The sequence below is a fragment of the Pseudomonas sp. WSY_20 genome (genome assembly GCF_043104335.1).
Classification (GTDB): Bacteria; Pseudomonadota; Gammaproteobacteria; order Pseudomonadales; family Pseudomonadaceae; genus Aquipseudomonas; species Aquipseudomonas parafulva_B.
In genome coordinates this window covers 129,532-152,328 of the sequence record NZ_JBICKP010000077.1, presented here as the reverse complement: position 1 = coordinate 152,328, position 22,797 = coordinate 129,532, and the positions used below count along the sequence as shown (strand labels likewise).

Here is a 22,797-nt window from a genome sequence, read left to right as displayed (position 1 = left end):
TGGGGCGGCTGCGCAGCCCCAGCGACCGCGTTTTCAAATACCTTCCAGCGCCAGGTCCATGGCGAAGTAGGTCAGGATCAAGTCGGCGCCCGCACGCTTGATCGCCCCGATGCTCTCGCGCATGACGCGGCCCTCATCGATGGCGCCAGCCAGTCCACCGAACTTGATCATGGCGTACTCGCCGCTGACCTGGTAGGCCGCCAATGGCAGGCGCGAGGCGTTACGAATGTCGGCAATCACGTCCAGATAGGCACCGGCCGGCTTGACCATGAGCACGTCGGCACCTTCCTGCTCGTCGAGCAGTGATTCGCGCACCGCCTCGCGGCGGTTCATGGGGTTCATCTGGTAGCTCTTGCGGTCGCCCTTGAGCGTCGTACCGCCCGCTTCGCGGAAAGGCCCATACAACGAAGAGGCGAACTTGGTGGAATAGGCCATGATCGCCGTGTCATGGAAGCCCGCGCCGTCCAACGCGCTGCGTATCGCCTGAACCTGCCCGTCCATGGCCGCCGAAGGCGCGATGAAATCCGCACCTGCCGCTGCGGCGATCACGGCCTGCTTGCCGAGGTTGGCCAAGGTGGCGTCGTTGTCCACGCCGTGGTCATGCAACACGCCGCAGTGGCCGTGGCTGGTGTATTCGCAGAAGCAGGTGTCGGACATCACGACCATTTCCGGCACTGCATCCTTGCAGATCCGCGACATGCGCGCGACCAGGCCGTTTTCATTCCAGGTGTCGCTGCCCACGGCGTCCAGGTGGTGGGAGACCCCAAAAGTCATCACCGAACGGATGCCGGCACGGGCGTACCGCTCGATTTCCTGCGCCAACAGCTTCTCGGGAATGCGATTGACGCCAGGCATGCTCTTGATCGGCACGAAGTCATCGATACCCTCCTCCACGAAGATCGGCAGGATCAGATCATCGAGGCGGAACTCGGTCTCCTGAAAGACGCTGCGCAGCGCTTGGCTCTTGCGCAGACGGCGGGGACGGACGGACGGAAAAAGAGTGGACATGACAGCTCCAGAAAGATGAACGGCGTATACCTTAAGCCCGAGCCGCGACACTGGAAAGGCCAAATGACGAGATATTGTCTTGCGTCAAAGGCAATGACCGTCGCGCAGGCCGAAACCTGGCCGGCGCGGCCTGATGTATGGGGTGGGCGCACCGGTAGGTTGGCTGTGTCAGCGCAGCCAGGGCGGGGTCGGCTCTTCAGCCTGCGGTTGCCCTTGCTCGGCCTCGGCTCGCGCTTCGCGGCGGCGGGCATCGTCCAGCCGGGCGGCGTCGATCTCGCGCATGACGCCGGCCACGTCCGCTGCCTGCTCATCTTCAGCGAACAACCCCGTGAGTGGGCTGTCGGGGCGCAATGCGCCGGCTTCGTAGAGGGCCCACATTTCCTGCGCGTAACGGGTGGCTTTCAGCTCAGGGGCAAAGCGTCCAAAATAATGCGCCATGTTCGACACATCGCGCTGCAGCATGCTGAACGCATGGTTGTTGGCCGCAGCGTCCACTGCCTGGGGCAAGTCGATGATCACCGGCCCGTCCGGACCCAGGAGTACGTTGAACTCCGAGAGGTCGCCATGGACGAGCCCTGAGCAGAGCATCAGTACGATCTGGCTGATCACGAACCCGTGATAATCCCGCGCCTGGTCCGCCTCGAGGTGAACATCGTTCAGCCGGGGCGCAGCATTGCCATCGGCATCGGTTACCAGCTCCATGAGCAGCACGCCATCCTGGAAGTCGTAGGGCTTGGGTACCCTGACGCCTGCCCCAGCCAGCCGGAACAACGCGGCCACCTCGGCGTTCTGCCAGGCATCCTCGGCTTCCTTGCGCCCGTACTTGCTGCCCTTGGCCATGGCCCGGGCCTGACGGCTGTTACGCACCTTGCGCCCTTCCTGATACTCGGCCGCCTGGCGGAAACTGCGCTTGTTGGCTTCCTTGTACACTTTGGCGCAGCGCACCTGGTTGCCACAGCGCACCACGTACACGGCGGCCTCCTTGCCACTCATCAACGGCCTCAGTACCTCGTCGACCAGGCCATCCTCGATCAGGGGTTCGATTCTCTTGGGTGTCTTCATCAGGCTGTGTTCGGGTCCTGGCTGTGATGCGGCCTATCCTCTCACAGCCGAGTCGCACTTGCTTGCCCATGTGCTGCCCATGCCGATAAACAAGCAAGGCCATGCAACAGGCGCCAGATGAATTATTCTTAAATCGCCTGCTGGCCGTTCTTTGGCACAATCAGGCTTTCATCTGGATGTTCGGGATCCCGCATGCCTCGCGTACTCACCATCGAAGACGACGCCGTCACCGGCCAGGAAATCGTCGCTGAACTCAACAGCCATGGCTTGGACGTTGACTGGGCCGACAATGGTCGTGAGGGCCTGGCCAAGGCTATCGCCGGCGGCTATGACCTGATTACCCTTGATCGCATGCTGCCGGAGGTGGACGGGCTGACCATTGTTACTACTTTACGCAATCTCAAGATCGCCACGCCGATCCTGATGATCAGTGCGCTGTCTGACGTGGATGAACGGGTCCGAGGCCTGCGTGCAGGCGGCGACGACTACCTGACCAAACCGTTCGCCTCGGACGAGATGGCAGCGCGCGTCGAAGTCTTGCTACGCCGTAACAGTGTGCCCATGACGCAGACTCGCCTGCAGGTGGCCGACCTGGAGCTGGACCTCATCACCCATGAAGCCCGACGCGGCGAGCACACGCTCAATTTGCTGCCCACCGAGTACAAACTGCTGGAATACCTGATGCGGCACAGCGGTCAGGTGATTACCCGGATGATGATCTTCGAGGAGGTCTGGGGGTATCACTTCGATCCAGGCACCAACCTCATTGACGTGCACATCGGCCGCCTGCGCAAGAAGATCGACCTGCCTGGCCAGTCGCCGTTGATCCGTACCGTACGGGGCTCCGGTTATGCCATTGCTGAACCCGTCTAAGGGCTGGAGTTCTTCCACGAGCCGGCTGCTGGCGCTCTACAGCTTCCTGTTCGTGGCCTGGAGCAGCATCCTCATGGGGGTGCTGTACTTCGAGGTTTCCAGCTACCTGAACAAACTCACCCGTCATTCGATGCTGCAGCGCCAACACCTGTTCGCGCACATGAGCGGCAAGCAACTGGACGACGCCCTGATTGCGAGCCAAGCCTTCGAAGAACGCAGCTTCGATGCCTATGGCCTGTTCGACGCGCAACTCAACCCGCTGGGCGGCAGCGTGCGTGCCCTGCCCCCTGGGCTGGCGCTGGACGGCAAGATCCACGAGCTCAAGCGCTGCCTGAACGCCGACGACCCGAACATGCCGCGCCATAGCTGCGATGCGGTGGCGATCAAGGTGCAGGATGGCCGCTGGTTGGTGTTGTTCCGGGACAACGGCTCGTTGTTCGTTGTCACACGTATCATCCTCGACGCCTTGCTATGGGGCATTTCGCTGACGCTGATTCCAGGTTTCGCAGGTTGGTACCTGCTCAGGCGCCGGCCACTCAAGCGCATCCGCGCGGTACAGGCTCAGGCCGAGCTGATCGTGGCGGGCGACCTTACCCATCGCTTGCCGCTGTCGGCACGGCGCGATGAGTTAGACATGCTGGCAGACATCGTCAACGCCATGCTCGACCGCATCGAGCGCCTGATGCATGAGGTAAAAGGTGTGTGTGACAACATCGCCCACGACCTGCGCACGCCGCTCACGCGGCTGCGCGCGCAGCTGTACCGCATACGCCAGCAAAGCGATGCCGATACCGCCCAGGCCGAGGCACTGGATCAAGCCATTGGTGAAACCGATACGCTGATGGCACGCTTTCGCGGGCTGTTGCGGATCAGCGAACTGGAAGATCGCCAGCGCCGTGCAGGGTTCACACAGTTGGCCCCCCATGACCTGCTGGTGGAACTGCACGATTTCTATCTGCCACTGGCGGAGGACGGTGGCATCCAGTTGACCTTGCACCAACCAGGGCAACTGGCCGCGCTGCATGGCGACCGCGAGTTGTTGTTCGAGGCACTGGCCAACCTGGTGGGCAACGCCATCAAGTTTACGCCCGAAGGTGGGCAGGTGCAGATCACAGCTTCCCAAGATGACACTGGCGTGCACCTGGCTGTGGAGGACACAGGACCTGGCATTGCGGAACAGGAGCGTACGGCGGTGCTCAAGCGGTTCTATCGCAGTGACGAGGGGCATAGGCATGCGGGTTTCGGCTTGGGTTTGTCCATCGTGGCGGCGATCGTGGACTTGCACGGGTTTGGGTTGGAGATTGGTGAAAGTCGGTTAGGCGGGGCGAAGTTGGTGTTGCATTGTCCTCTTGCGGGTTTGGTCAAGTAAGCCGAGGCAAGGCTGGCAACCGCCCCGGTGGCACCAGGCCGCTCCTTATATCGACCAGGACCGCTTTAACCCTGGGAGTTTGCTAACAACCAAGGGCGGAGCGAGGCCATTGACTCCGCCACTCGCTAGAGGCACCCCGCTGTCGTCAACTAGCGGTCAGGTACCCGCCGCTGAGCCTCTAACCCACTCAACAAAGCCTCTACCACCGCCGTGGCCGATTCCAGCCCATGGTCATTACCCAGCAACAGGTCGCAGCAAGTTACACTGGCCAACTCCGTGGCCTTCAGATTGGCGGCATAGGCGCCACGCAACAGCGTGGACAGGTGCACGAGCGCGTCTTCAAGATCGACGCCCGGACGTACCGAAAACAAAGGCGGATGGCTACTTTCACAGGTAGAGAATGAGGTGGGCGCGGTTGTGAGACTGGCAGGAGGATCAGGTAACACTTTTGTCATGGTGTTCTCCTTGATTCATCAGGAGCCGCCACGCAACGTGACCAAACGAATGGGTGGCGACTGTACGCGGGTTGGTCAACCGGGAATCAAGGAAACCGGCGCGCACGGAGGCGCCCCACGCACAGCCGCCATGACACGAGACAGCCGCGCACAAAAAAACGCCGACTGATTCGCTGAACGGCGCTGATGCGCCTTGATGATTGCGGGTGACCAAACCCGGCTGCTGGATTTACAACAGCCCGCGAAGACTAACCCTCTCCCACGGTGCTTTCAAGCCAAGAGCCCCGCTTGTAACACTTGTAATAGCCATAGCGTGGCGCCGATAACGCACCCTTGGCGCCTGATTCGCAGCTACAGTGAACGGCGATGAACCCTCAAGGCTGGTTCCAACCGACGCGGACTCACAGCACAACGGGCACCGGCGCAAAAATGCACGATGCCCCTGCACAATTGTCGATTGTACGAGGCAAATTCGCATGCCAGGATCCAGCGATCCTCCAGCGAACTCCAGATTTCACATGGAAAATCAACAACAAGCAGGGAGACCGCAATGACAGCGCTTATTCAGACGCCGGTTACCGACCACATCCTGAGCGAGGTTCGCAACCAGATTGGGCACCTGCGTCTCAACCGCCCCTCCGGGTTAAACGCTCTGACTTTGGACATGGTGCGCAGCTTGCGCAAGCACCTGGACGCCTGGGCTAACGACCCGACCGTACGCGCCATCGTCCTGCGCGGCGAAGGCCCGAAGGGCTTCTGCGCCGGTGGCGACATCCGCTCGCTGCATGACAGCTACAAAGCCGGCGACGACCTGCACGAGGCTTTCTTCGCCGAAGAATATGCCCTGGACTTGCTGATACACCGCTACCGCAAGCCCATTTTGGTGCTCATGGACGGCTTCACCCTCGGCGGTGGCATGGGCCTGGCACAGGGCTGCGACCTGCGCGTGGTCACCGAGCGCAGCCGCCTGGGCATGCCAGAGGTAGGCATCGGCTATTTCCCCGACGTAGGGGGCAGCTACTTCCTGTCACGCCTGCCGGGCGAGCTGGGGACCTACCTCGGCGTAACCGGTACACAAGTCCAGGCGGCCGATGCCCTGTATTGCGGCCTGGCCAACTGGTATGTGACGAGCGACAAGATCGAGGCCCTTGATCGGGAGCTGGACCAGTTATCCCTGAGTGACAATCCGCTCAAGGACTTGCAGAACCTGTTGGCGCGCCTGGGCACCCAGACGCTGGAAGGTCCGCCACTGGCCGCGCTCCGTCCAGCGATCGATCATTTCTTCGCCTTGCCCGATATCTCAGCCATCGTCGAGCAGTTGCGCGCCGTCAGCATCGGCGATAGCCATGCCTGGGCCGTGGCCACTGCTGATCTGTTGGAAACCCGATCCCCCCTGGCCATGGCCGTGACGTTGCAGATGTTGCGCCGCGGTCGACAGTTAAGCCTGGAAGACTGCTTCGCAATGGAGTTGCATCTGGATCGCCAGTGGTTCCAGCACGGCGACATCATCGAGGGCGTACGCGCCTTGATCATCGACAAGGACAAGCAACCGCGGTGGAATCCCCCTACCTTGCAGGGCCTAGAGCGCCAGCGGATCGACCAATTCTTCGAAGGCCTTTGAGCCTGGGAGCAGCAGATGCAAGACGTGGAACTGAGCGAAGAGCAGATCATGATCCGCGACATGGCCCGCGACTTCGCCCGCGGCGAGATCGCGCCCCACGCCCAGGCGTGGGAAAAGGTTGGCTGGATTGATGACGCCGTCGTGCGCAGCATGGGTGAACTTGGCTTGCTGGGCATGGTGGTCCCCGAGGACTTCGGCGGCAGCTATACCGACTACGTGGCCTATGCGCTGGCGGTCGAAGAGATTTCAGTCGGGTGTGGCTCCACCGGGGCCTTGATGAGCATCCACAACTCGGTAGGGTGCGGCCCGTTGCTGGCCTACGGTACCCCTGAACAGCAGCAGCACTGGTTGCCGCGGCTGGCCAGTGGCGAGGTGATTGGCTGCTTCTGCCTGACCGAGCCCCAGGCGGGATCCGAAGCCCATAACCTGCGCACGCGCGCCGAACTGGTCGACGGGCAATGGGTGATCAACGGCAGCAAGCAGTTCGTCAGCAATGCCCGTCGCGCCGGGCTGGCCGTCGTGTTCGCCGTGACCGATCCGGAGCTTGGCAAGAAAGGGCTGTCGGCGTTTCTCGTACCTACCGACAACCCCGGCTTCAAGGTCGATCGCACCGAACACAAAATGGGTATTCGCGCCTCCGATACCTGCGCGGTGACGCTCGAGCAATGCCGCATTCCGGCTGCCAACCTGCTGGGCGAGCGCGGTAAAGGCCTGGCGATCGCCCTGTCCAATCTCGAAGGCGGGCGAATCGGCATTGCGGCCCAGGCACTGGGCATCGCCAGGGCTGCCTTCGAAGCAGCGCTGGGCTACGCCCGGGAACGTATTCAGTTCGGCAAGCCAATCCACGAACATCAGAGCATCGCCAACCTGCTGGCCGACATGCAGGTGCAGATCAATGCGGCGCGCTTGCTCATCCTGCACGCCGCGCGCCTGCGCAGCGCTGGCAGACCGTGCCTGTCCGAAGCGTCACAGGCCAAGCTGTTTGCCTCTGAGATGGCCGAGCGGGTGTGCTCGATGGCCATACAGGTCCATGGTGGCTACGGCTACCTTGAGGATTATCCGGTCGAGCGGCATTACCGCGATGCGCGCATCACCCAGATCTATGAAGGGTCGAGCGAAATCCAGCGGATGTTGATCGCACGTGAGCTTAAACACTACGCACTGTAAGGCCCGGCCTTCCTGGCCAGGCTTGGACGGACGGCGGGGCTTGTGCCCCGCTGCCGTCAGCGGCAATAACGGGGATCTTCGACCACCTGGGCGTGGGCGGCGAAAATCGGCGGCAGCCGCTCTTTGAGGTAGTCGATCCAGGTTCGGACCTTGGCGTCCAGGTAATGCCGCGAGGGGTAAATCGCATACAAGGCATTTTCCCGCAGCCGGTAGTCCGCCAGCACCCGGTACAGGCGCCCTTGCTCCATGGCCAGGCTGGCGGTGTAGAACGGCAACAGGCCGATACCCATGCCCAACTCGCTGGCGACCAGCATGGCGTCCGCCACGTTGGTCATGAAGCTGTCCTGGGGTGCGATGACGCAATCGCCACCTGCCTGCGGGAACACCCAGTCACCCTCGTACAGCGGGTAGGCCATGCGCAGGCAGCGATGCTGGTGCAGGTCGTCGGGGCGTGCCGGCACGCCTTTTTCATGCAGATAACCGGGCGCGGCACAGGCAATGCTGAAAATCGCGCCCAAGGGGACGGCAATCAGCTGTGAGTCCGGCAATGCCTGGTCGACGGTGATGACCACATCATGCCCTTCAGCCAGCGGGTCGGGGTTGCGCTGAGACAGCGTCAGCTCGATGACCACTTCGGGACAAAGCGCGTTATAGCCTGCCACCAATGGCATCAACAGCAACCCAAGCCCATGGGGACAATGCACGCGCAGCCGGCCACGGGGCGTGAGGTGAGCACCACGTGCCTCCCCCACTGCCTCGTCGGTCAATAGCAGTATCTGCCGTGCGCGCTCAAGAAAACGCTCCCCCGCCTCGCTCATGCGCAAGCGTCGGGTGGTGCGGTGCAACAATCGGGTTTGCAGCTGATTCTCCAGCTCCGCCACGATGCGCGAGACCTGCGCGGCGGAGATGTCCAGCGCGTTGGCCGCCGCGGCGAAGCTGCCGCACTCCACCACCCGGACGAAGGTACGCATGGCCTGCAGCATGCCCATGAAAGCTAGTCCTCGAAGTGGGGGCGTTCGGCCAGCAGACGAGTGATCCAGTCCACCTGTTGCTCGAAGTCAGCGACCTTGGCCGGCGGCACTGCGACGCGGGCCTGGGCGAAATTGGCAAGGGTCTGCTTTTTTTGCCCGAGCATGCGCTGCCACTTCACGTCAAATGCCTGGCCATGGTCCCGCATCAACAGGGGGCCGAAATACAACTGCTGAGGACTGTAGGCCGCATGACCAGGTTCTGCCACGATGATTTCGTAGTCGAAGCGGTGCTCGCGCAGCACCTCTTCAGCGACGATACGGTAGCCGTTGCTCATCAGCCACTGTCGCACCTGCGGCTCGGCGCCATTGGGTTGCAATAACAGGCGCTCGACCCCCGCCAGGCGCGCCCTGCCCGCTTCGAGAATCTCGCACAGGGTTTCGCCGCCCATGCCGCACAGGCTCACGGCCGTGATGCGGTCCTCAGGGACGATGGCCGCCAGACCATCGGCCAGGCGCACGGCGATGCGCGACTCAAGCCCCTGCTTGCGCACGTTACGCTGAGCGGCCGCAAAAGGGGGGCTGGCCACCTCCCCGGCCACTGCGTACTCGATGCGCTCGCGGAGCATCAACGCTACGGGCAAGTAGCCATGATCAGAACCAATATCAGCCAGACGCGCGCCCTGGGGCACATGGGTGGCCACACGCTCCAGGCGCATGGACAAGGTGTGTTCGTTCACGGTAAGCCTCTCTGCAATGGCGGCGATTCTGACCGTGAATGCCGCGCTTTGCAAAAAACCGGCCTCTCGACCGGCGCAGGCCGCTCGCGTAGGCTTGAGGCTTTTCCACCGTGCAAGGCAGACCCCATGGCACATGCTGATATCGTCTACACCCCAGACAGCGACCCAGAATCCATTTCCTCCGATGTCGCCGAATACAACGGGATGCTGGTAACCACTCAGGTCCCGGTGCACCCTGACGGTAGCCTGGCGTTGGGGGATATCGTCGAGCAAAGCGAATGCACGCTGCAGGCCTTGAAGGATGCTCTGGAGAAAGCCGGCAGCGGTATGGACCGGGTGCTGCACTTGACCATCTACCTGACCGACATGGCCGACCGCGCCGCCTTCAACCAGGTGTACCAGCGTTTCTTCGCCAAACCCTGGCCAGTGCGCGCCGCCGTAGGCGTGGCGGCGCTCGCGTTCGAGGGCATGCGCGTGGAAGTGACGGCGATGGCGGCCAAAGGCTGACTGAACAGGACCGGAGGCCGTTGCGGGCCCTGACTGGCATGATCCAGACCTGCGCCCGCTGTTTTCAAGGCCAGAACCTTGGGCGTGCGGCCTGGGCGTGGGACCGGCTGCGATAGGCTGCGCAGCCACCCCGGCCATCCGGCCAGCGCAGCCTGAGGGTGTCGCCCAGCACAATCGTCGGTACAATGCCCGGCTATACCGTGACAGCCGAAACCATAACGACATGTCCCTTCCCAAGCATCACCTGGAACTGCTCAGCCCTGCCCGCGACGTGGCCATTGCCCGCGAGGCTATCCTGCATGGCGCCGATGCCATCTATATCGGCGGCCCTAGCTTTGGCGCACGCCATAATGCCTGCAACGAGGTGGGCGATATCGCCGCGCTGGTCGAGTTCGCCCATCGCTACCATGCGCGCGTATTCACCACCATCAATACCATCTTGCACGACAACGAGCTGGAGCCGGCGCGCGCGCTGATTCACCAGCTGTACGACGCTGGCGTCGATGCGCTGATCGTGCAGGACCTGGGGGTCATGGAGCTCGACATTCCGCCCATCGAGCTGCATGCCAGTACCCAGACCGACATTCGTACCCTGGAGCGGGCCAAGTTTCTCGATCAGGCTGGCTTTTCTCAGCTGGTACTTGCACGCGAGCTGAACCTGCAGCAAATCCGGGCCATCGCAGCCGAAACGGACGCCGCCATCGAGTTCTTCATCCATGGCGCGTTGTGCGTGGCGTTCTCCGGGCAATGCAACATCTCCCACGCCCAGACCGGTCGCAGCGCCAACCGGGGTGACTGCTCGCAGGCGTGCCGTCTGCCCTACACGCTCAAGGACGACCAAGGCCGGGTGGTGGCGTTCGAAAAGCACCTGCTGTCGATGAAGGACAATAACCAGACCGCCAACCTGCGCGACCTGGTCGATGCCGGTGTGCGCTCGTTCAAGATCGAGGGGCGCTACAAGGACATGGGCTACGTGAAGAACATCACGGCCCATTACCGCAAGGAGCTCGACGCCATCCTGGAAGACCGTCCTGGCTTGGCCCGCGCCTCGAGCGGTCGTACCGCACACTTCTTCGTACCGGACCCGGACAAGACGTTCCACCGCGGCAGCACCGATTACTTCGTGACTGACCGCAAGGTCGATATCGGCGCTTTCGACTCCCCTACCTTCACCGGCCTGCCAGTGGGTGTGGTGGAGAAAGTGGGCAAGCGCGACCTGCAGGTCGTTACCGACGTGCCGTTGACCAACGGGGATGGCCTCAATGTGCTGGTCAAGCGTGAAGTGGTAGGCTTCAGGGCCAACATTGCCGAGGCACGCGGCGAATTCGAAGAAGACGGCCAAAAGCGCTTCCGCTACCGGGTGGAACCGAACGAGATGCCTGCCGGGCTGCACAAGCTAAGGCCAAACCATCCGCTTTCGCGCAACCTGGACCACAATTGGCAGCAGGCCCTGCAGCGTACGTCGGCCGAACGCCGCATCGGTGTAAGCTGGCAGGCGGTGCTGCGCCAGGAGCGCTTGACCCTGAACGTGACCAGCGAGGAAGGCGTGCAAGTGCAGGTCGCCCTGGATGGCCCATTCGGCCCGGCGAACAAGCCCGAGCAGGCGCTGGACCAACTGCACGACCTGCTTGGCCAGCTCGGCACCACGCTCTACCACGCCGACAGCATCGAACTGGATGCCCCGCAGGCGTTCTTCATTCCCAATTCGCAGCTCAAGGCCCTGCGCCGGCAGGCCATCGAGACGCTGACCGAGCAACGCATACAGGCGCACCCCCACGGCCGGCGCAAGCCGGAAACCTCGCCACCACCGGTGTATCCCGAGTCGCACCTGTCGTTCCTGGCCAACGTCTACAATCAGAAAGCCCGGGATTTCTACCACCGTCATGGTGTGCAGTTGATCGACGCGGCCTATGAAGCCCACGAAGAACACGGTGAAGTGCCGGTGATGATCACCAAGCACTGCCTGCGCTTCTCCTTCAACCTGTGCCCCAAGCAGGCCAAAGGGGTGACCGGGGTGCGTACCAAGGTGGCGCCGATGCAGCTGGTCCAAGGGGATGAAGTACTGACCCTGAAGTTCGACTGCAAACCCTGCGAGATGCACGTGATCGGCAAGATGAAGAACCACATCATCGACCTGCCCACCCCTGGCAGCGCCGTGGCCCAGGTCGTAGGCCACATCAGCCCGGAAGACCTGCTCAAGACCATCGTCCGCGCGCCTCACTGAGGCGCGTTTCAGCGTATCTGGTGCTTGTGCAACAAACGATAGAAGGTCGGCCGCGAGATGCCCAGCACCTTGGCTGCAACGCTGAGGTTGTCGCTGTGACGGTCCAGCACATCGCACAACGCCTGGCGCTCGGCCTTGTGCTTGTACTCCTCCAGCGTGCCCAGCGGCGGCTGTTGTGCAAACGGCTGCAAACCCAGGTCCTTGGCCTCGATCTGGCGCCCTTCGGCAAGCACCAGCCCACGCCGCACCCGATTGGCCAGCTCACGCACGTTACCCGGCCAATCGTGCCGGCCCATGGCCATCAGCGCGTGCTCACTGAAAGAGCGTGGCCGCCTGCCGGTTTCCAGGCTGTAGAAATGGGCAAAGTGATTGGCCAGCATCGACAGATCGCCATGGCGGTCACGTAACGGGGCGGTGACCACCTGCAGGACGTTCAAACGGTAGTACAGGTCTTCCCGGAAGCGGCCCTGCTCGATGGCCTTTTCCAAATCGACGTGGGTGGCGGCCAACACCCGTACATCCACCGGTACTGGCTGGCTGCCTCCCACTCGCTCGATGTGCTTTTCCTGGAGAAAGCGCAGCAGATTGGCCTGCAGTTCCAGTGGCAGGTCGCCGATTTCATCGAGAAACAGCGTGCCGCCGTTAGCGGCTTCGATGCGACCGATCTTGCGTTGGTGGGCGCCTGTGAACGCGCCCTTTTCGTGCCCGAACAGTTCGGACTGAATCAGGTGCTCGGGAATGGCCCCGCAGTTGATCGCCACGAAAGGCTGCCCGCTGCGCTGGGACTGGCGGTGCAGCGTACGCGCCACCAGTTCCTTCCCCGTGCCGCTTTCACCGCGTATCAGCACAGGCGACTCGGTCGGTGCCAGCTTACCCAGCAGCTTGCGCAATTCTCGAATCGGCCGGCTCTCACCCAGTAGCTCATCCTGGGTGTCGAATGCCTTGACCGTGCCCTTGCCACGCAGCCGCGCCATGCCGAAGGCCCGGCCCAGAGTGACCTGCACCCGCGATTCGTCGAAGGGTAATGTATGGAAATCAAAGAACCATTCACAGACGAAATCGCCGACGGCCGGGGAGCGCAGTTGTTCGGCACTCAGCACCGCAATCCACTCGGTGTTGCTGCGCTTGATCATGTCCTTGACCACGTCAGGGTGCTTGAGGTGCGCTTCATCCAGGCGCAGTACACCTACATCGCAACGATGCTCCAGCGCCTGCGCCAAAGCGCAGCTGGCGACCTCCCACCCGGCCTGAACCAAGCCTGGCGTCAGGCGGTGGCAATCGTCACAAGGATCGACGATGAGCAGGCGGCGTTGCACTGCGGTTTGTTGCATGACCGATCCTTGGCGCCAAGTATTGGTTTCTTGAAATAAAACAGTAAGTTGTGGCGCCCGAATAACAGTAGCAATTAAGTTGACGGTGCCTATGACCGTCTGTCTGCCAACACTGCTTTTCCTAATTTCGCCAGGGAATTTTCGATGGTTAACGTCCTCACATGGGGCGCGTTGAAACAAAAATGAATAATCGTTGATTATTTTGCTGCACCCATGTGACTCAATGCCGACTATCGAGCATCAGTACACATAACCCCGCGCTGCATTTCGCGATACATGAGGCGACCTTGAAGCAACGCGGACGTCACTTGAATGTTTGGGACCACAGAGAGACCGAACCATGAATGCCCCGCTCCGTGTCAACGAAGCACTGCTGATCGCCGACCACGCCTTCGAACCCTTCCACTGCGTGGCCTGGGACGCCCCCAACGGCACTGGCGACCTGAGCCTGGCGGTCATCGACCGTACCAGCACCCGCATCGGCAGCAAACAGGTAAACTCGCAAACTTATTCCGACAAAGCTCAGTGGCTTAACCTGATCGAGGAAGTACGCGCAGAACTTTGTGAAAAAGGCTACCACCTGCAGCCGTGGTCGATGCCCAAGTAAATGAACAGCGTTGACATGTGCGTGCTCTGCCACGCACATGTACTTGCGGCCCTGCATATTTCATCCTGCTAACGTGCGACTTGTTGCCGCACCCCGCCGTTATCACTTCATCGCTTCGAAACTAAGCAGGTGTTGATAGTCTGCTGCCAGTTGCTGCGCCAGCCGGCGAGCACGGCCCAGCCGGACCGGGGCCAGCTCCATGTCAACCAGCAAGGTGGGGCACGGCAAGGGCTCGACAGGGTCCCATTGCTGCAGACGACCGTCCGTGAACACCAGGCAGCGTACTTCCTCGTTCGGATAGGCCTTGCGCCGATTGCCCAGCCACTGCCTGGCTTGCTCCAGCGCCGGCAGCAACGGGGTGCCCCCTCCCGCCCCAAGCGCCTGCAACCAAGGTTGCAGCGCGGCCGAAGCCTTGAGCCCATGGCGCTGCCATTGCGGTGCACTGCCACTTGCCGTCAACAAAGCCAGCCGTGCGCGCTGGCGGTAGGCATGGTCGAACAATGTCGCCAACAGCCCTTTGGTGTGCGCGAGCGCCTGATGGCGACGCGTCGAGGCGGAGGCGTCGACGATGATCAGCCATAACTGAGCCGGTGCGCCTCTGCGGGTGTGCCAGCACAAGTCGTCGCGGTGCCGAGGCCGGCCCTTCAACAGGCTCGGCAGCCAGGCGACCTGGCCAGCACTGGCAGCCTGGGCCCGACCGCGGCTTGCACCTGCGCGCGCACCCTTGCCTGCTTGCGCACCCGTCGTCTTGGCCGGCTGACGGATGCTCAGGGCTTTTTTGCCCAGCTCGGCACCTCACGCCTTGGCCCGCTTGCCACAGGCTGTGGGGCCAAAGCACCCCAATCCCCCTGCCCGCCTTTCTCGGCCGAGCTGCTGCCGGTCTGTGCCTGGGGCTGTTCGGGGGCTGCGGGCGGTGTAGCCTGGGCAGGCGACTGCCTGCGATGGCGCAAGGCGAAATCTTCCACCGCGTCGATGTCAGACACCTCGATGGCCGCCGCCCCGCGCCATGCGCAGTGAGCGCGGGCGGCGCGCAACCACACCAGGTCTGCCCGCAGCCCATCCACTCCGGCGGCGTAACAGCGCTCGGTGATACTGGCCAAGGTCCAGTCATCCAGCGCGATGTCGTCCAGCGCCTGGCGCGCTGCATGACAGCGCTTGCGCAAGCCCTCCTGGGCCGATGCCCACTCGGCGCGGAACGCCAGGGGGTCATGGTCGAAGGCCAGCCGACGCCGGATGATCTGTTGCCGTGCATCAGGTGCGGGTAGACCGTCGAGCGCCACATTCAGACCGAAGCGGTCGAGCAGTTGGGGACGCAACTCGCCCTCTTCGGGGTTCATGGTGCCGATCAAGACGAAGCGCGCATCGTGACGATGGGAGATGCCGTCGCGTTCGATACGGTTGGTGCCACTGGCGGCGACATCGAGCAGCAAGTCAACCAAGGTGTCCGGCAGCAGGTTGACTTCATCCACATAAAGTACGCCGCCATTGGCCTGAGCCAGCACACCGGGGGAGAACTGCGCCTTGCCTTGCCCGAGTGCCGCATCCAGGTCGAGTGTGCCCACCAGGCGCTCTTCACTGGCGCCCAGCGGCAAGGTCACGAAAGGCCCATCGCCCAGCAGGTCAGCCAAGCCGCGGGCCAGGGTGCTCTTGGCCATGCCGCGCGGACCTTCGATGAGCACCCCGCCGATCCTGGGGTCGATGGCCGTCAGGCACAGCGCCAACTTCAAGTCGTCGGCCCCCACCACGGCGGCCAGGGGAAATTGTGCAGCGTCGTTCATTTCAAGCCTGTTCCTCGCCATCGAGCAGCTGTTCTTCCAAGGCATCGCGGTACTCGCCGGGGGACTGCCAGAGGCCGCGTTGCTGCGCCTCGATCAGCCGTTCGGTGAGGTCGCGCAGCGCCTGCGGGTTGTGCTCGCGCATGAATTCGCGGGTCGCCGGGTCCAGCACATAGGCATCGGCCAGCGACTGGTAATGATGATCGTCGATCAGGTGCGTCGTGGCGTCGAAGGCGAACAGGTTGTCGACCGTCGCCGCCATCTCGAACGCCCCTTTGTAGCCGTGGCGTTTGACGCCGTCGATCCACTTGGGGTTCAGCGCACGCGCGCGGATCACGCGGTTGAGCTCTTCCTTCAACGTGCGGATGCGCGGTCGGTCCACCTGGCTGTGATCACCGTGGTAGCTGGCCACGGACGCGCCTGCCAGCGTTTCAGTGGCCGCCAGCATGCCGCCCTGGAACTGGTAGTAGTCGTTGGAGTCGAGCACGTCATGTTCGTGATTGTCCTGGTTTTGCAGCACCGCCTGCACCTTGCTCAGGCGCTCGACGAACTGTGCCCTGGCCGGCGTGCCCTCGTCCTGCCCGCCATAGGCGTAGCTGCCATGGTTCAGGTAGACCTCGGCCAGGTCTTCACGGGTTTGCCACAGGCGCCCATCGATCGCATTCTGAACGCCAGCCCCGTAGGCACCTGGCTTGGCGCCAAAGACACGCCAACCGGCCTGGCGAGCCGCCTGCTCAGCGTCTACACCCTGCTGCTGCAAAGTCGTACGCTCGCTGCGCACGCGCGCAGCCAACGGGTTCAGATCATCGGGTTCATCAAGACCGGCCACGGCCTGAACGGCAGCATCGAACAGGCGGATGAGGCTGCCAAAGGCGTCCCGGAAGAAACCCGACACCCGCAGCGTCACGTCCACCCGCGGGCGGTCCAGCAGGCTCAGGGGCAGTATCTCGAAATCGTCGACCCGCTGGCTGCCGGTGGCCCAAACGGGCCGCACACCCATCAGTGCCATGGCCTGGGCAATGTCGTCACCACCGGTGCGCATGGTCGCGGTCCCCCACACCGACAGCCCGAGCTGGCGCAAGTGGTCGCCATGGTCTTGCAAATGACGCTCGAGTATCAGGTTGGCCGACGCGAAGCCTAGCCGCCACGCTGTGGTGGTCGGCAAGTTGCGCACATCGACGGTGTAGAAATTGCGGCCTGTGGGCAGTACGTCAAGCCGACCACGGCTGGGCGCGCCACTAGGCCCTGCAGGCACGAAGCGCCCAGCGAGCGCTGCAAGCAGCCCGTTCATCTCGGCGGCGCCACAGGCGTCCAGGCTCGGCGCCACGGTATCGCGCAGGTGATCGACAACGGCCTGAACGGGCTGGCCAAGTTCCGCCTCCAGCGCTGGCAACGTGCCGTCGAGCGCACCCTCGATAACCTGCAATGCCAGCAGTTCGAGGCGCTCGCGGGTATCGCCAGCCGTACGCCAGGCCTGGTCGCTGATGTTCAGCAGTAGCGTGGGCCGTGGGCCTTGCCAGGGTTGCCCCAGGTCACAGTCCAGCGGATCGAAGCCAGGGACCAGTGCCTTGGCCAGCGCGCGCAACACACTCGCATTGCCGCCACGCCCATCGCCCCGCTCGACCCGCAGCAGTGCCAGCAGCGTGTCCAGGCGCAACCGTCCCTCGGGCGACTGGCCGAATACATGCAGGCCATCGCGGATCTGCGATTCCTTGAGGTCGCACAGGTAGGTGTCAAGGCGTGGCAACCAGACGGTTGCATCGTCAAGCTGCCCTTCGAGTTGCAATTCCCGGTCGATGTGGTGGGTCCTGACCAGTTCGAGGATGTCGCGTTGCAACTCACGGGCGCGGCGCGGGTCGAGCAGTTGTGCTTCGTAGAATTCGTCGGCCAATTGCTCCAGGTGGCGCAGCGGGCCATAGGTCTCGGCGCGGGTCAGCGGCGGCATCAGGTGATCGATGATCACGGCTTGCGTGCGTCGCTTGGCCTGCGCGCCCTCACCTGGGTCGTTGACGATGAACGGATAGATGTTGGGCAGCGGCCCGAGCAGCGCATCCGGCCAGCACGTATCGGACAGCCCTACCCCCTTGCCCGGGAGCCATTCCAGGTTGCCGTGCTTGCCGACATGGATGACAGCGTCGGCCGCATACACATGCCTCAGCCAGAAATAGAACGCCAGGTAGCCATGGGGTGGCACCAGGTCCGGATCGTGATAAACGGCGCTGGGGTCTACCTGATAGCCGCGAGCAGGCTGGATGCCGACGAAGGTCATCCCCATGCGCACCCCTGCCACCATCAAACGGCCCTGGCGGAACATCGGGTCCTGCTCCGGTAGCCCCCAGCGCTCCAGTACCGCCTGGCGGTTGGCGTCCGGCAGGCGGTCGAATGCCGCCTGGTAATCGACCAGGCTCATGCTCTGGGCACAGGGCCGCTGGTCGATCTGGTCGAGGTCGTTGGTCACACCGCCCAGCAATTGATGGATCAACTGGGTACCGCTCTCGGGCAGCTCGCTGACCGGATAGCCTTCAGTGCGCAGCGCACGCAAGATATTGAGCGCCGCAGCCGGCGTGTCCAGGCCCACGCCATTGCCGATGCGCCCATCGCGCGTGGGGTAGTTTGCCAGGATCAACGCCACGCGCTTGTGCGCATTGGGCTGGCGCGCCAGGGTCACCCAGCGCCGTGCCAGCTCGGCCACAAAATCCATGCGCTCGGGGTGGGCGCGGTAGCACACCACATCCGATTGGCTGCGTTCGCTGTGCCAGGCCATGTCCTTGAAGCTGACCGGCCGGGTGATGATGCGGCCGTCCAGTTCCGGTAGCACGATGTGCATGGCCAGGTCACGTGCGCCGAGGCCCTGCTCGCTGGCCTCCCAACCCGGTTGGTTGTCCTGCGCGCAAATGGCCTGCAACACGGGTATGTCTCGTCTTAGGGGGCGCAGGTTAGGACGCTCCGGGCTGGACAGGGCGAAACCCGTGGTGTTGAGCACAACCTCGGCGCCGACCATGTCGAGCCATGCTTCGACCTGTTCCAGGCAGGCGCTTTCCTTCAGGCTGGCCACCGCAATCGGCAACGGGTTCAAACCTGCTGCCTGCAGGCGCTGGCAGAACACATCGATGAAAGCCGTGTTCGCTGCTTGCAGGTGCGAGCGATAGAACAGTATCGGCGCCACCGGATGATCGGCATGCCAGTGCGGGTACCAGTCCTCCAGCGTCCCACTGCCCACCTGAGGGTGGTAAACCGTCGTGCGAGGCAACGCCCGCGGCTCGGCCCAGGAATAGTCACGGTCCAGCCACTGACTGGCTAGGTAGTAGAACAGGTTGAGTGCGTTGGCCTTGCCACCCTGGCGCAGGTAGTGCCACAACTGCTCGGCTTGCGCGCCCTGCACGGACCCAAGCCCGGTCAGTTCCGGGTCGGGACGGTCGTCGCCGGGCACCAGGATCACGTGCACGCCGCGCTCGGCGAGCGTAACCAACTGTTCCACACCGTAGCGCCAGTACCCCACGCCGCCGTGCAGCGACACCAGGATGACCTTGGCGTGCTGCAAGACCTGATCGACATAAAGGTCGACCGAAGCGTGGTTCTGCACCTGCATGGGGTTGGCCAGGCGCAGGCTGGGATAGTCGCCGGGCAACTGCTCGGCGCTGTCGGCGAGCAAGGCCAGGTGCGAATCCCCGCTGCAGAGGATGACCAGTTCGGCAGGCGTCTGGCCGAGGTCGGCAATGCTGTCGTCGGGCACGAAGCCGCCGGGCTGGGTCCGCAGCAGGTGCATGGGTCAGGCGCCCAGAGCGTGGCGCAGACGCGCTTCGAGCTGGGCGGGGTCAAGGTCCTGACCGATCAGCACCAGGCGCGTGACGCGCGGCTCTTCGGCGCGCCAGGCGCGGTCGAAGTGCTTGTCAAAGCGCGTGCCTACCCCCTGGATGAGCAAGCGCATCGGCTTGCCGGCAATAGCGGCGAAGCCTTTGACGCGCAGGATGCCGTAGTCGACCACCAGTTGGTTGAGCGCCTCGATCAGCACCCGCTCATCGGATTCGGGGAGGTCGATGGAGATGGAATCGAAGGCCTCATGGTCATGGTCGTCATGGTCATCGCCGTCGTGATGGGCATCGTGGTGGGTCGGGCGGGCGTCGATGTGCTGCTCGGACTCGGCGCCCAGGCCCAGCAACACCTCCAGCGGCAACTTGCCACTGCTGGCTTCGATGACTTTGACAGCCGCTGGCAGTTCTTCGGCGACCTCGGCACGCACCTTGGCCAGGCCATCGGCATCAATCAGGTCGGCTTTGTTCAACACGACCAGGTCGGCGCTGGCCAGTTGGTCAGCGAACAATTCGTGCAGGGGAGACTCGTGGTCCAGGTTCGGGTCCAGCTTGCGCTGGGCGTCGACCTGGTCCGGGTAGGCGGCGAAAGTGCCTGCGGCAACGGCGGGGCTGTCGACCACGGTGATCACCGCATCGACGGTGCAGGCGGTACGGATCTCAGGCCATTGGAAGGCTTGTACCAACGGCTTGGGCAACGCCAGGCCGCTGGTTTCGATCAGGATATGGTCCAGGTCGCCGCGGCGCGCCACCAGTTCGCGCATCACCGGGAAGAACTCTTCCTGGACGGTGCAGCACAGGCAACCGTTGGCCAGTTCGTACACCCGGCCATTGGCCTCTTCCTCGGTGCAGCCGATGCTGCACTGCTTGAGGATGTCGCCATCAATGCCCAGCTCGCCGAATTCGTTGACGATCACGGCGATGCGCCGACCCTGTGCGTTGTCGAGCATGTGGCGCAACAGGGTAGTCTTGCCCGAGCCCAGGAAGCCGGTGACGATGGTAACGGGGAGCTTGGCCAGTGTTTTCATGTTGCAGTGCCCTTGGCAGAATGGCGCGGGCATGCAGGACGAGCGCCGCCGACCAGACAGGCCAGGCATGTTCGCCACCGGATCACCCCGCCCGGTTTAAAGTCGAAAACGTTGCGAGGCAGGTCTCCTGGCTTGCACCTGCGCCAGGCACGGTCATCAGGACCGGGCTTGGGGGAAGACGCCTTCCCGCGCTTGGCGCAGTGGCAGTGTCGACCCATCGATGGTGCCTACAGTTGCGGGGGCAGCCGCGGCTTGAACCGCGTTCCCGTCTTAGCTCCGGCCTGGCCGGAGAACCTCGAACGGCCAAGGCTACGCAGTGGCTGTCGGGTGGTCAACCGTTGTCGAGGCTGTGGGGAGCCGCACTGCTGCCAGACGGCGACCTTCGTCCCGCCCTCGCCCTCGCCACCCACGAATAAAGTGCAAGGCAGTTACCCTTTCTCTTCATCGCCTGCCCGCTTTACGCGCTGACCATCCTCCTCTACCCTTCCCACTTCCCCTTCATGAGGTATTCGTCCAATGCGCCATTGATGCCGCCGTCTGCTAGACGGCCAGTCTTCACTTTCCGGTCGCCACCGGAAATGTCGCGGCATTTGTGGAGTTGCACATGACGACTACGTCTATCCTGACGCTGGACAGCGTCACCCTGGTCTTGCCAGATGGCAGGCCACTGTTCACCGATCTCACCCAGACCTTCGACACTACCCGGACCGGCCTGGTAGGCCGCAACGGCGTGGGCAAGAGCCTGCTTGGCCAACTGCTCGCTGGCCGGCGTTCACCCAGCAGCGGCACGTGCCAGCGCTTGGGCCGTGTCCATCTTGTCGATCAACAGGTGATCGACACCAGCAAGACCGTGGCCGATCTGGCCCAGATGGGGCCCTTGATCGCAGCGCTCGAACGGATCGCACTCGGCAGCGTGGAGGCGGCTGACTTCGACACCGTCGGCGAGCGCTGGGATGCGCCCGAGCGCCTGCGCGCCCAGCTGCACCGCCATGGCCTGGGCCACCTGGACCTGCAACGCCCTGTCCATACCCTGAGCGGCGGGCAGGCCATGGGCGTGGCGCTGATTGGCGCCTGGTTGAGCGAGGCCGACTTTCTCATACTCGATGAACCTACCAACCACCTGGACGACCACGGTCGCACGCAGTGGCTGGCGATGATGCAAACCTGGAACCGCGGCTTGCTCGTGATAAGCCATGACCGTTCTCTACTCGAGCACATGGACTGTATCCTCGAACTGTCAAGCCTGGGCCTGAAAGCCTATGGCGGCAACTTCAGCCACTATCAGGCACGAAAGCGCTGCGAGACCACGCAAGCTGTGCAGCAGTTGGCACACCTCAAGCGCTCCCAGCAGCAGCAAGCCAGAGCCCAGCTACAGCAACGCCAGGCACTGGACAAAGCCCAGGCCCGGGCGGGGCGCAAGGCCAAGGGCGTGAACCAAGCCAAGATCCTGCTCGATCACCAGCAGCAAGGCGGCCAGGCGACGCTTGGCAAGCAGCGCCGACGCCATCGGGCGGCCGGGCAACAGCTGATCGACAGGGTGCGGGACGCTGCGCAAGCGGTCGAAAGAGCCTGCGAAATTACCGTGCACACGCCAACGCTTGAGCCCAATGTCCAGCGGCAGGTGGTACTGCTGCAAGCCTTGCGCCTGCCGCATGGCACACAAGTACCCATCGACCTCAGCCTGCGCCAGGGCCAACGTTGTGCCCTGACGGGCGTCAATGGCAGCGGCAAGAGCACACTGCTGAAAATGATCGCCGGCCAGTTGCCAGCGCCTGCAGGCCACCTCAAGGTCACAGACCAAACGGCGCTGCTCGACCAGCACTGCAGCGTGTTGTCGGCCGACATAAGCGCGCTGGAACACGTACAACAGGCCAACCCGGCACTGGATCAGAGCCATGTACGCATGCTGCTGGCTCAGCTGGGCCTGGACGCTGCACGTGTCGCGCTGCCCAGCAGACTGCTCAGTGGAGGCGAGCGCATGAAGGCGGCCCTGGCGGGGATCCTGTACCGCAGGCGACCGGTGGAACTGCTGCTACTGGACGAACCTGGCAACCACCTCGACCTGCCATCGCTCAAGGCCCTGCAAAAGATGCTGGAGCAGTTCACCGGTGCGCTGATGATCGCTTCCCATGACCAGGTGCTGCTCGATGCGCTGAGGCTCGACTGCGCCTTACGCCTTGAAGGGCCGAGCATCAAGTGGTGATAGGACATTTCCGATCCGGCGAAGATGTATTAAGGTGGCGTGTGCGCATA

General features: G+C 63.2%; 18 protein-coding genes and 1 riboswitch. Of the genes, 8 read left to right on the top strand and 10 right to left on the bottom strand.

Annotated features, from left to right (window positions below; all coding sequences use genetic code 11):
- Positions 1–33: 33 nt before the first annotated feature.
- Complete coding sequence (gene hemB, locus ACF8E5_RS18645) at positions 34–1,008, bottom strand: porphobilinogen synthase (RefSeq protein ID WP_392475652.1); 975 nt, start codon at positions 1,006–1,008, stop codon at positions 34–36.
- Between the two features lie 168 nt (positions 1,009–1,176).
- Positions 1,177–2,070 (bottom strand): PA4780 family RIO1-like protein kinase, encoded by an 894-nt coding sequence (locus tag ACF8E5_RS18640; protein WP_392475651.1) that lies wholly within the window; start codon positions 2,068–2,070, stop codon positions 1,177–1,179.
- Between the two features lie 192 nt (positions 2,071–2,262).
- On the opposite strand from ACF8E5_RS18640, the gene ACF8E5_RS18635 reads away from it, so the two are divergent.
- Together ACF8E5_RS18635 and ACF8E5_RS18630 are read left to right on the top strand one after the other, a co-directional pair.
- Entirely contained in the window at positions 2,263–2,943 is a 681-nt protein-coding gene (locus ACF8E5_RS18635) for a response regulator transcription factor (RefSeq protein ID WP_058605448.1), read from the top strand.
- Positions 2,921–4,312, top strand: a complete 1,392-nt coding sequence (locus ACF8E5_RS18630) for a HAMP domain-containing sensor histidine kinase (RefSeq protein WP_167339426.1) — start codon at positions 2,921–2,923, stop codon at positions 4,310–4,312. The genes ACF8E5_RS18635 and ACF8E5_RS18630 overlap by 23 nt, the downstream gene beginning before the upstream one ends.
- Before the next feature lie 149 nt (positions 4,313–4,461).
- Here ACF8E5_RS18630 and ACF8E5_RS18625 read toward each other — a convergent pair whose 3' ends face one another.
- Entirely contained in the window at positions 4,462–4,767 is a 306-nt protein-coding gene (locus ACF8E5_RS18625) for a DUF3077 domain-containing protein (RefSeq protein WP_392475650.1), read from the bottom strand.
- Between the two features lie 550 nt (positions 4,768–5,317).
- Between ACF8E5_RS18625 and ACF8E5_RS18620 the strand changes: the two genes are divergently transcribed.
- Together ACF8E5_RS18620 and ACF8E5_RS18615 are read left to right on the top strand one after the other, a co-directional pair.
- Positions 5,318–6,388 (top strand): enoyl-CoA hydratase/isomerase family protein, encoded by a 1,071-nt coding sequence (locus ACF8E5_RS18620; protein WP_197844068.1) that lies wholly within the window; start codon positions 5,318–5,320, stop codon positions 6,386–6,388.
- Positions 6,389–6,403: 15 nt separating this feature from the next.
- Positions 6,404–7,555 carry an acyl-CoA dehydrogenase family protein gene (locus ACF8E5_RS18615; protein WP_392475649.1) on the top strand — a complete coding sequence of 384 codons (1,152 nt, stop codon included), beginning with the start codon at positions 6,404–6,406 and terminating at the stop codon, positions 7,553–7,555.
- 56 nt (positions 7,556–7,611) lie between these two features.
- On the opposite strand, the gene ACF8E5_RS18610 is transcribed toward ACF8E5_RS18615, so the two are convergent.
- Together ACF8E5_RS18610 and ACF8E5_RS18605 are read right to left on the bottom strand one after the other, a co-directional pair.
- The gene (locus tag ACF8E5_RS18610; RefSeq protein WP_392475648.1) at positions 7,612–8,544 is read right to left on the bottom strand and encodes a LysR family transcriptional regulator; all 933 of its coding nucleotides are present in this window, start codon (positions 8,542–8,544) and stop codon (positions 7,612–7,614) included.
- 5 nt (positions 8,545–8,549) lie between these two features.
- Positions 8,550–9,263, bottom strand: coding sequence for a tRNA (adenine(22)-N(1))-methyltransferase (locus tag ACF8E5_RS18605; RefSeq protein WP_392475647.1), 714 nt, complete (start codon positions 9,261–9,263; stop codon positions 8,550–8,552).
- 126 nt (positions 9,264–9,389) lie between these two features.
- Between ACF8E5_RS18605 and ACF8E5_RS18600 the strand changes: the two genes are divergently transcribed.
- Both ACF8E5_RS18600 and ACF8E5_RS18595 read left to right on the top strand, forming a co-directional pair.
- Positions 9,390–9,770, top strand: coding sequence for a RidA family protein (locus tag ACF8E5_RS18600; protein WP_058638290.1), 381 nt, complete (start codon positions 9,390–9,392; stop codon positions 9,768–9,770).
- A 223-nt stretch (positions 9,771–9,993) separates the two neighbouring features.
- A complete protein-coding gene (locus ACF8E5_RS18595) occupies positions 9,994–11,994 on the top strand; it encodes a U32 family peptidase (protein WP_196121675.1) in 2,001 nt (666 codons plus the stop codon).
- Between the two features lie 8 nt (positions 11,995–12,002).
- Here the strand turns inward: ACF8E5_RS18595 and ACF8E5_RS18590 are convergent, their stop codons facing one another.
- Positions 12,003–13,325 (bottom strand): sigma-54 dependent transcriptional regulator, encoded by a 1,323-nt coding sequence (locus tag ACF8E5_RS18590; protein WP_058638292.1) that lies wholly within the window; start codon positions 13,323–13,325, stop codon positions 12,003–12,005.
- Positions 13,326–13,665: 340 nt separating this feature from the next.
- Here ACF8E5_RS18590 and ACF8E5_RS18585 point away from each other — a divergent pair, with 340 nt between their 5' ends.
- Entirely contained in the window at positions 13,666–13,932 is a 267-nt protein-coding gene (locus tag ACF8E5_RS18585) for a hypothetical protein (protein WP_058638293.1), read from the top strand.
- Between the two features lie 102 nt (positions 13,933–14,034).
- On the opposite strand, the gene ACF8E5_RS18580 is transcribed toward ACF8E5_RS18585, so the two are convergent.
- From ACF8E5_RS18580 to cobW, 4 genes are all read right to left on the bottom strand, one after another.
- A complete protein-coding gene (locus tag ACF8E5_RS18580; protein WP_371921581.1) occupies positions 14,035–14,580 on the bottom strand; it encodes a VWA domain-containing protein in 546 nt (181 codons plus the stop codon).
- 119 nt (positions 14,581–14,699) lie between these two features.
- Positions 14,700–15,710: an ATP-binding protein gene (locus ACF8E5_RS18575; protein ID WP_058638295.1), complete on the bottom strand. Its 1,011-nt coding sequence runs from the start codon at positions 15,708–15,710 to the stop codon at positions 14,700–14,702.
- Position 15,711: 1 nt separating this feature from the next.
- Positions 15,712–19,473, bottom strand: coding sequence for a cobaltochelatase subunit CobN (gene cobN / locus ACF8E5_RS18570; RefSeq protein WP_392475646.1), 3,762 nt, complete (start codon positions 19,471–19,473; stop codon positions 15,712–15,714).
- A gap of 3 nt (positions 19,474–19,476) precedes the next feature.
- Complete coding sequence (gene cobW, locus ACF8E5_RS18565) at positions 19,477–20,544, bottom strand: cobalamin biosynthesis protein CobW (protein WP_197844063.1); 1,068 nt, start codon at positions 20,542–20,544, stop codon at positions 19,477–19,479.
- Positions 20,545–20,643: 99 nt separating this feature from the next.
- A riboswitch (cobalamin riboswitch) is annotated at positions 20,644–20,857 on the bottom strand.
- A 291-nt stretch (positions 20,858–21,148) separates the two neighbouring features.
- Between cobW and ACF8E5_RS18560 the strand changes: the two genes are divergently transcribed.
- A complete protein-coding gene (locus ACF8E5_RS18560) occupies positions 21,149–22,747 on the top strand; it encodes an ATP-binding cassette domain-containing protein (protein ID WP_197844062.1) in 1,599 nt (532 codons plus the stop codon).
- Positions 22,748–22,797: the final 50 nt, after the last annotated feature.

Excerpts from the sequence above, each read along its gene's own strand:
- ACF8E5_RS18610 (WP_392475648.1), bottom strand. The coding sequence starts at position 8,544 with ATGGGCATGCTGCAGGCCATGCGTACCTTCGTCCGGGTGGTGGAGTGC.
- hemB (WP_392475652.1), bottom strand. The coding sequence starts at position 1,008 with ATGTCCACTCTTTTTCCGTCCGTCCGTCCCCGCCGTCTGCGCAAGAGC.
- ACF8E5_RS18575 (WP_058638295.1), bottom strand. The coding sequence starts at position 15,710 with ATGAACGACGCTGCACAATTTCCCCTGGCCGCCGTGGTGGGGGCCGAC.
- ACF8E5_RS18590 (WP_058638292.1), bottom strand. The coding sequence starts at position 13,325 with ATGCAACAAACCGCAGTGCAACGCCGCCTGCTCATCGTCGATCCTTGT.
- ACF8E5_RS18625 (WP_392475650.1), bottom strand. The coding sequence starts at position 4,767 with ATGACAAAAGTGTTACCTGATCCTCCTGCCAGTCTCACAACCGCGCCC.
- ACF8E5_RS18560 (WP_197844062.1), top strand. The coding sequence starts at position 21,149 with ATGACGACTACGTCTATCCTGACGCTGGACAGCGTCACCCTGGTCTTG.
- ACF8E5_RS18600 (WP_058638290.1), top strand. The coding sequence starts at position 9,390 with ATGGCACATGCTGATATCGTCTACACCCCAGACAGCGACCCAGAATCC.
- ACF8E5_RS18635 (WP_058605448.1), top strand. The coding sequence starts at position 2,263 with ATGCCTCGCGTACTCACCATCGAAGACGACGCCGTCACCGGCCAGGAA.
- cobW (WP_197844063.1), bottom strand. The coding sequence starts at position 20,544 with ATGAAAACACTGGCCAAGCTCCCCGTTACCATCGTCACCGGCTTCCTG.
- ACF8E5_RS18615 (WP_392475649.1), top strand. The coding sequence starts at position 6,404 with ATGCAAGACGTGGAACTGAGCGAAGAGCAGATCATGATCCGCGACATG.
- ACF8E5_RS18585 (WP_058638293.1), top strand. The coding sequence starts at position 13,666 with ATGAATGCCCCGCTCCGTGTCAACGAAGCACTGCTGATCGCCGACCAC.
- ACF8E5_RS18640 (WP_392475651.1), bottom strand. The coding sequence starts at position 2,070 with ATGAAGACACCCAAGAGAATCGAACCCCTGATCGAGGATGGCCTGGTC.
- cobN (WP_392475646.1), bottom strand. The coding sequence starts at position 19,473 with ATGCACCTGCTGCGGACCCAGCCCGGCGGCTTCGTGCCCGACGACAGC.
- ACF8E5_RS18595 (WP_196121675.1), top strand. The coding sequence starts at position 9,994 with ATGTCCCTTCCCAAGCATCACCTGGAACTGCTCAGCCCTGCCCGCGAC.
- ACF8E5_RS18620 (WP_197844068.1), top strand. The coding sequence starts at position 5,318 with ATGACAGCGCTTATTCAGACGCCGGTTACCGACCACATCCTGAGCGAG.
- ACF8E5_RS18630 (WP_167339426.1), top strand. The coding sequence starts at position 2,921 with ATGCCATTGCTGAACCCGTCTAAGGGCTGGAGTTCTTCCACGAGCCGG.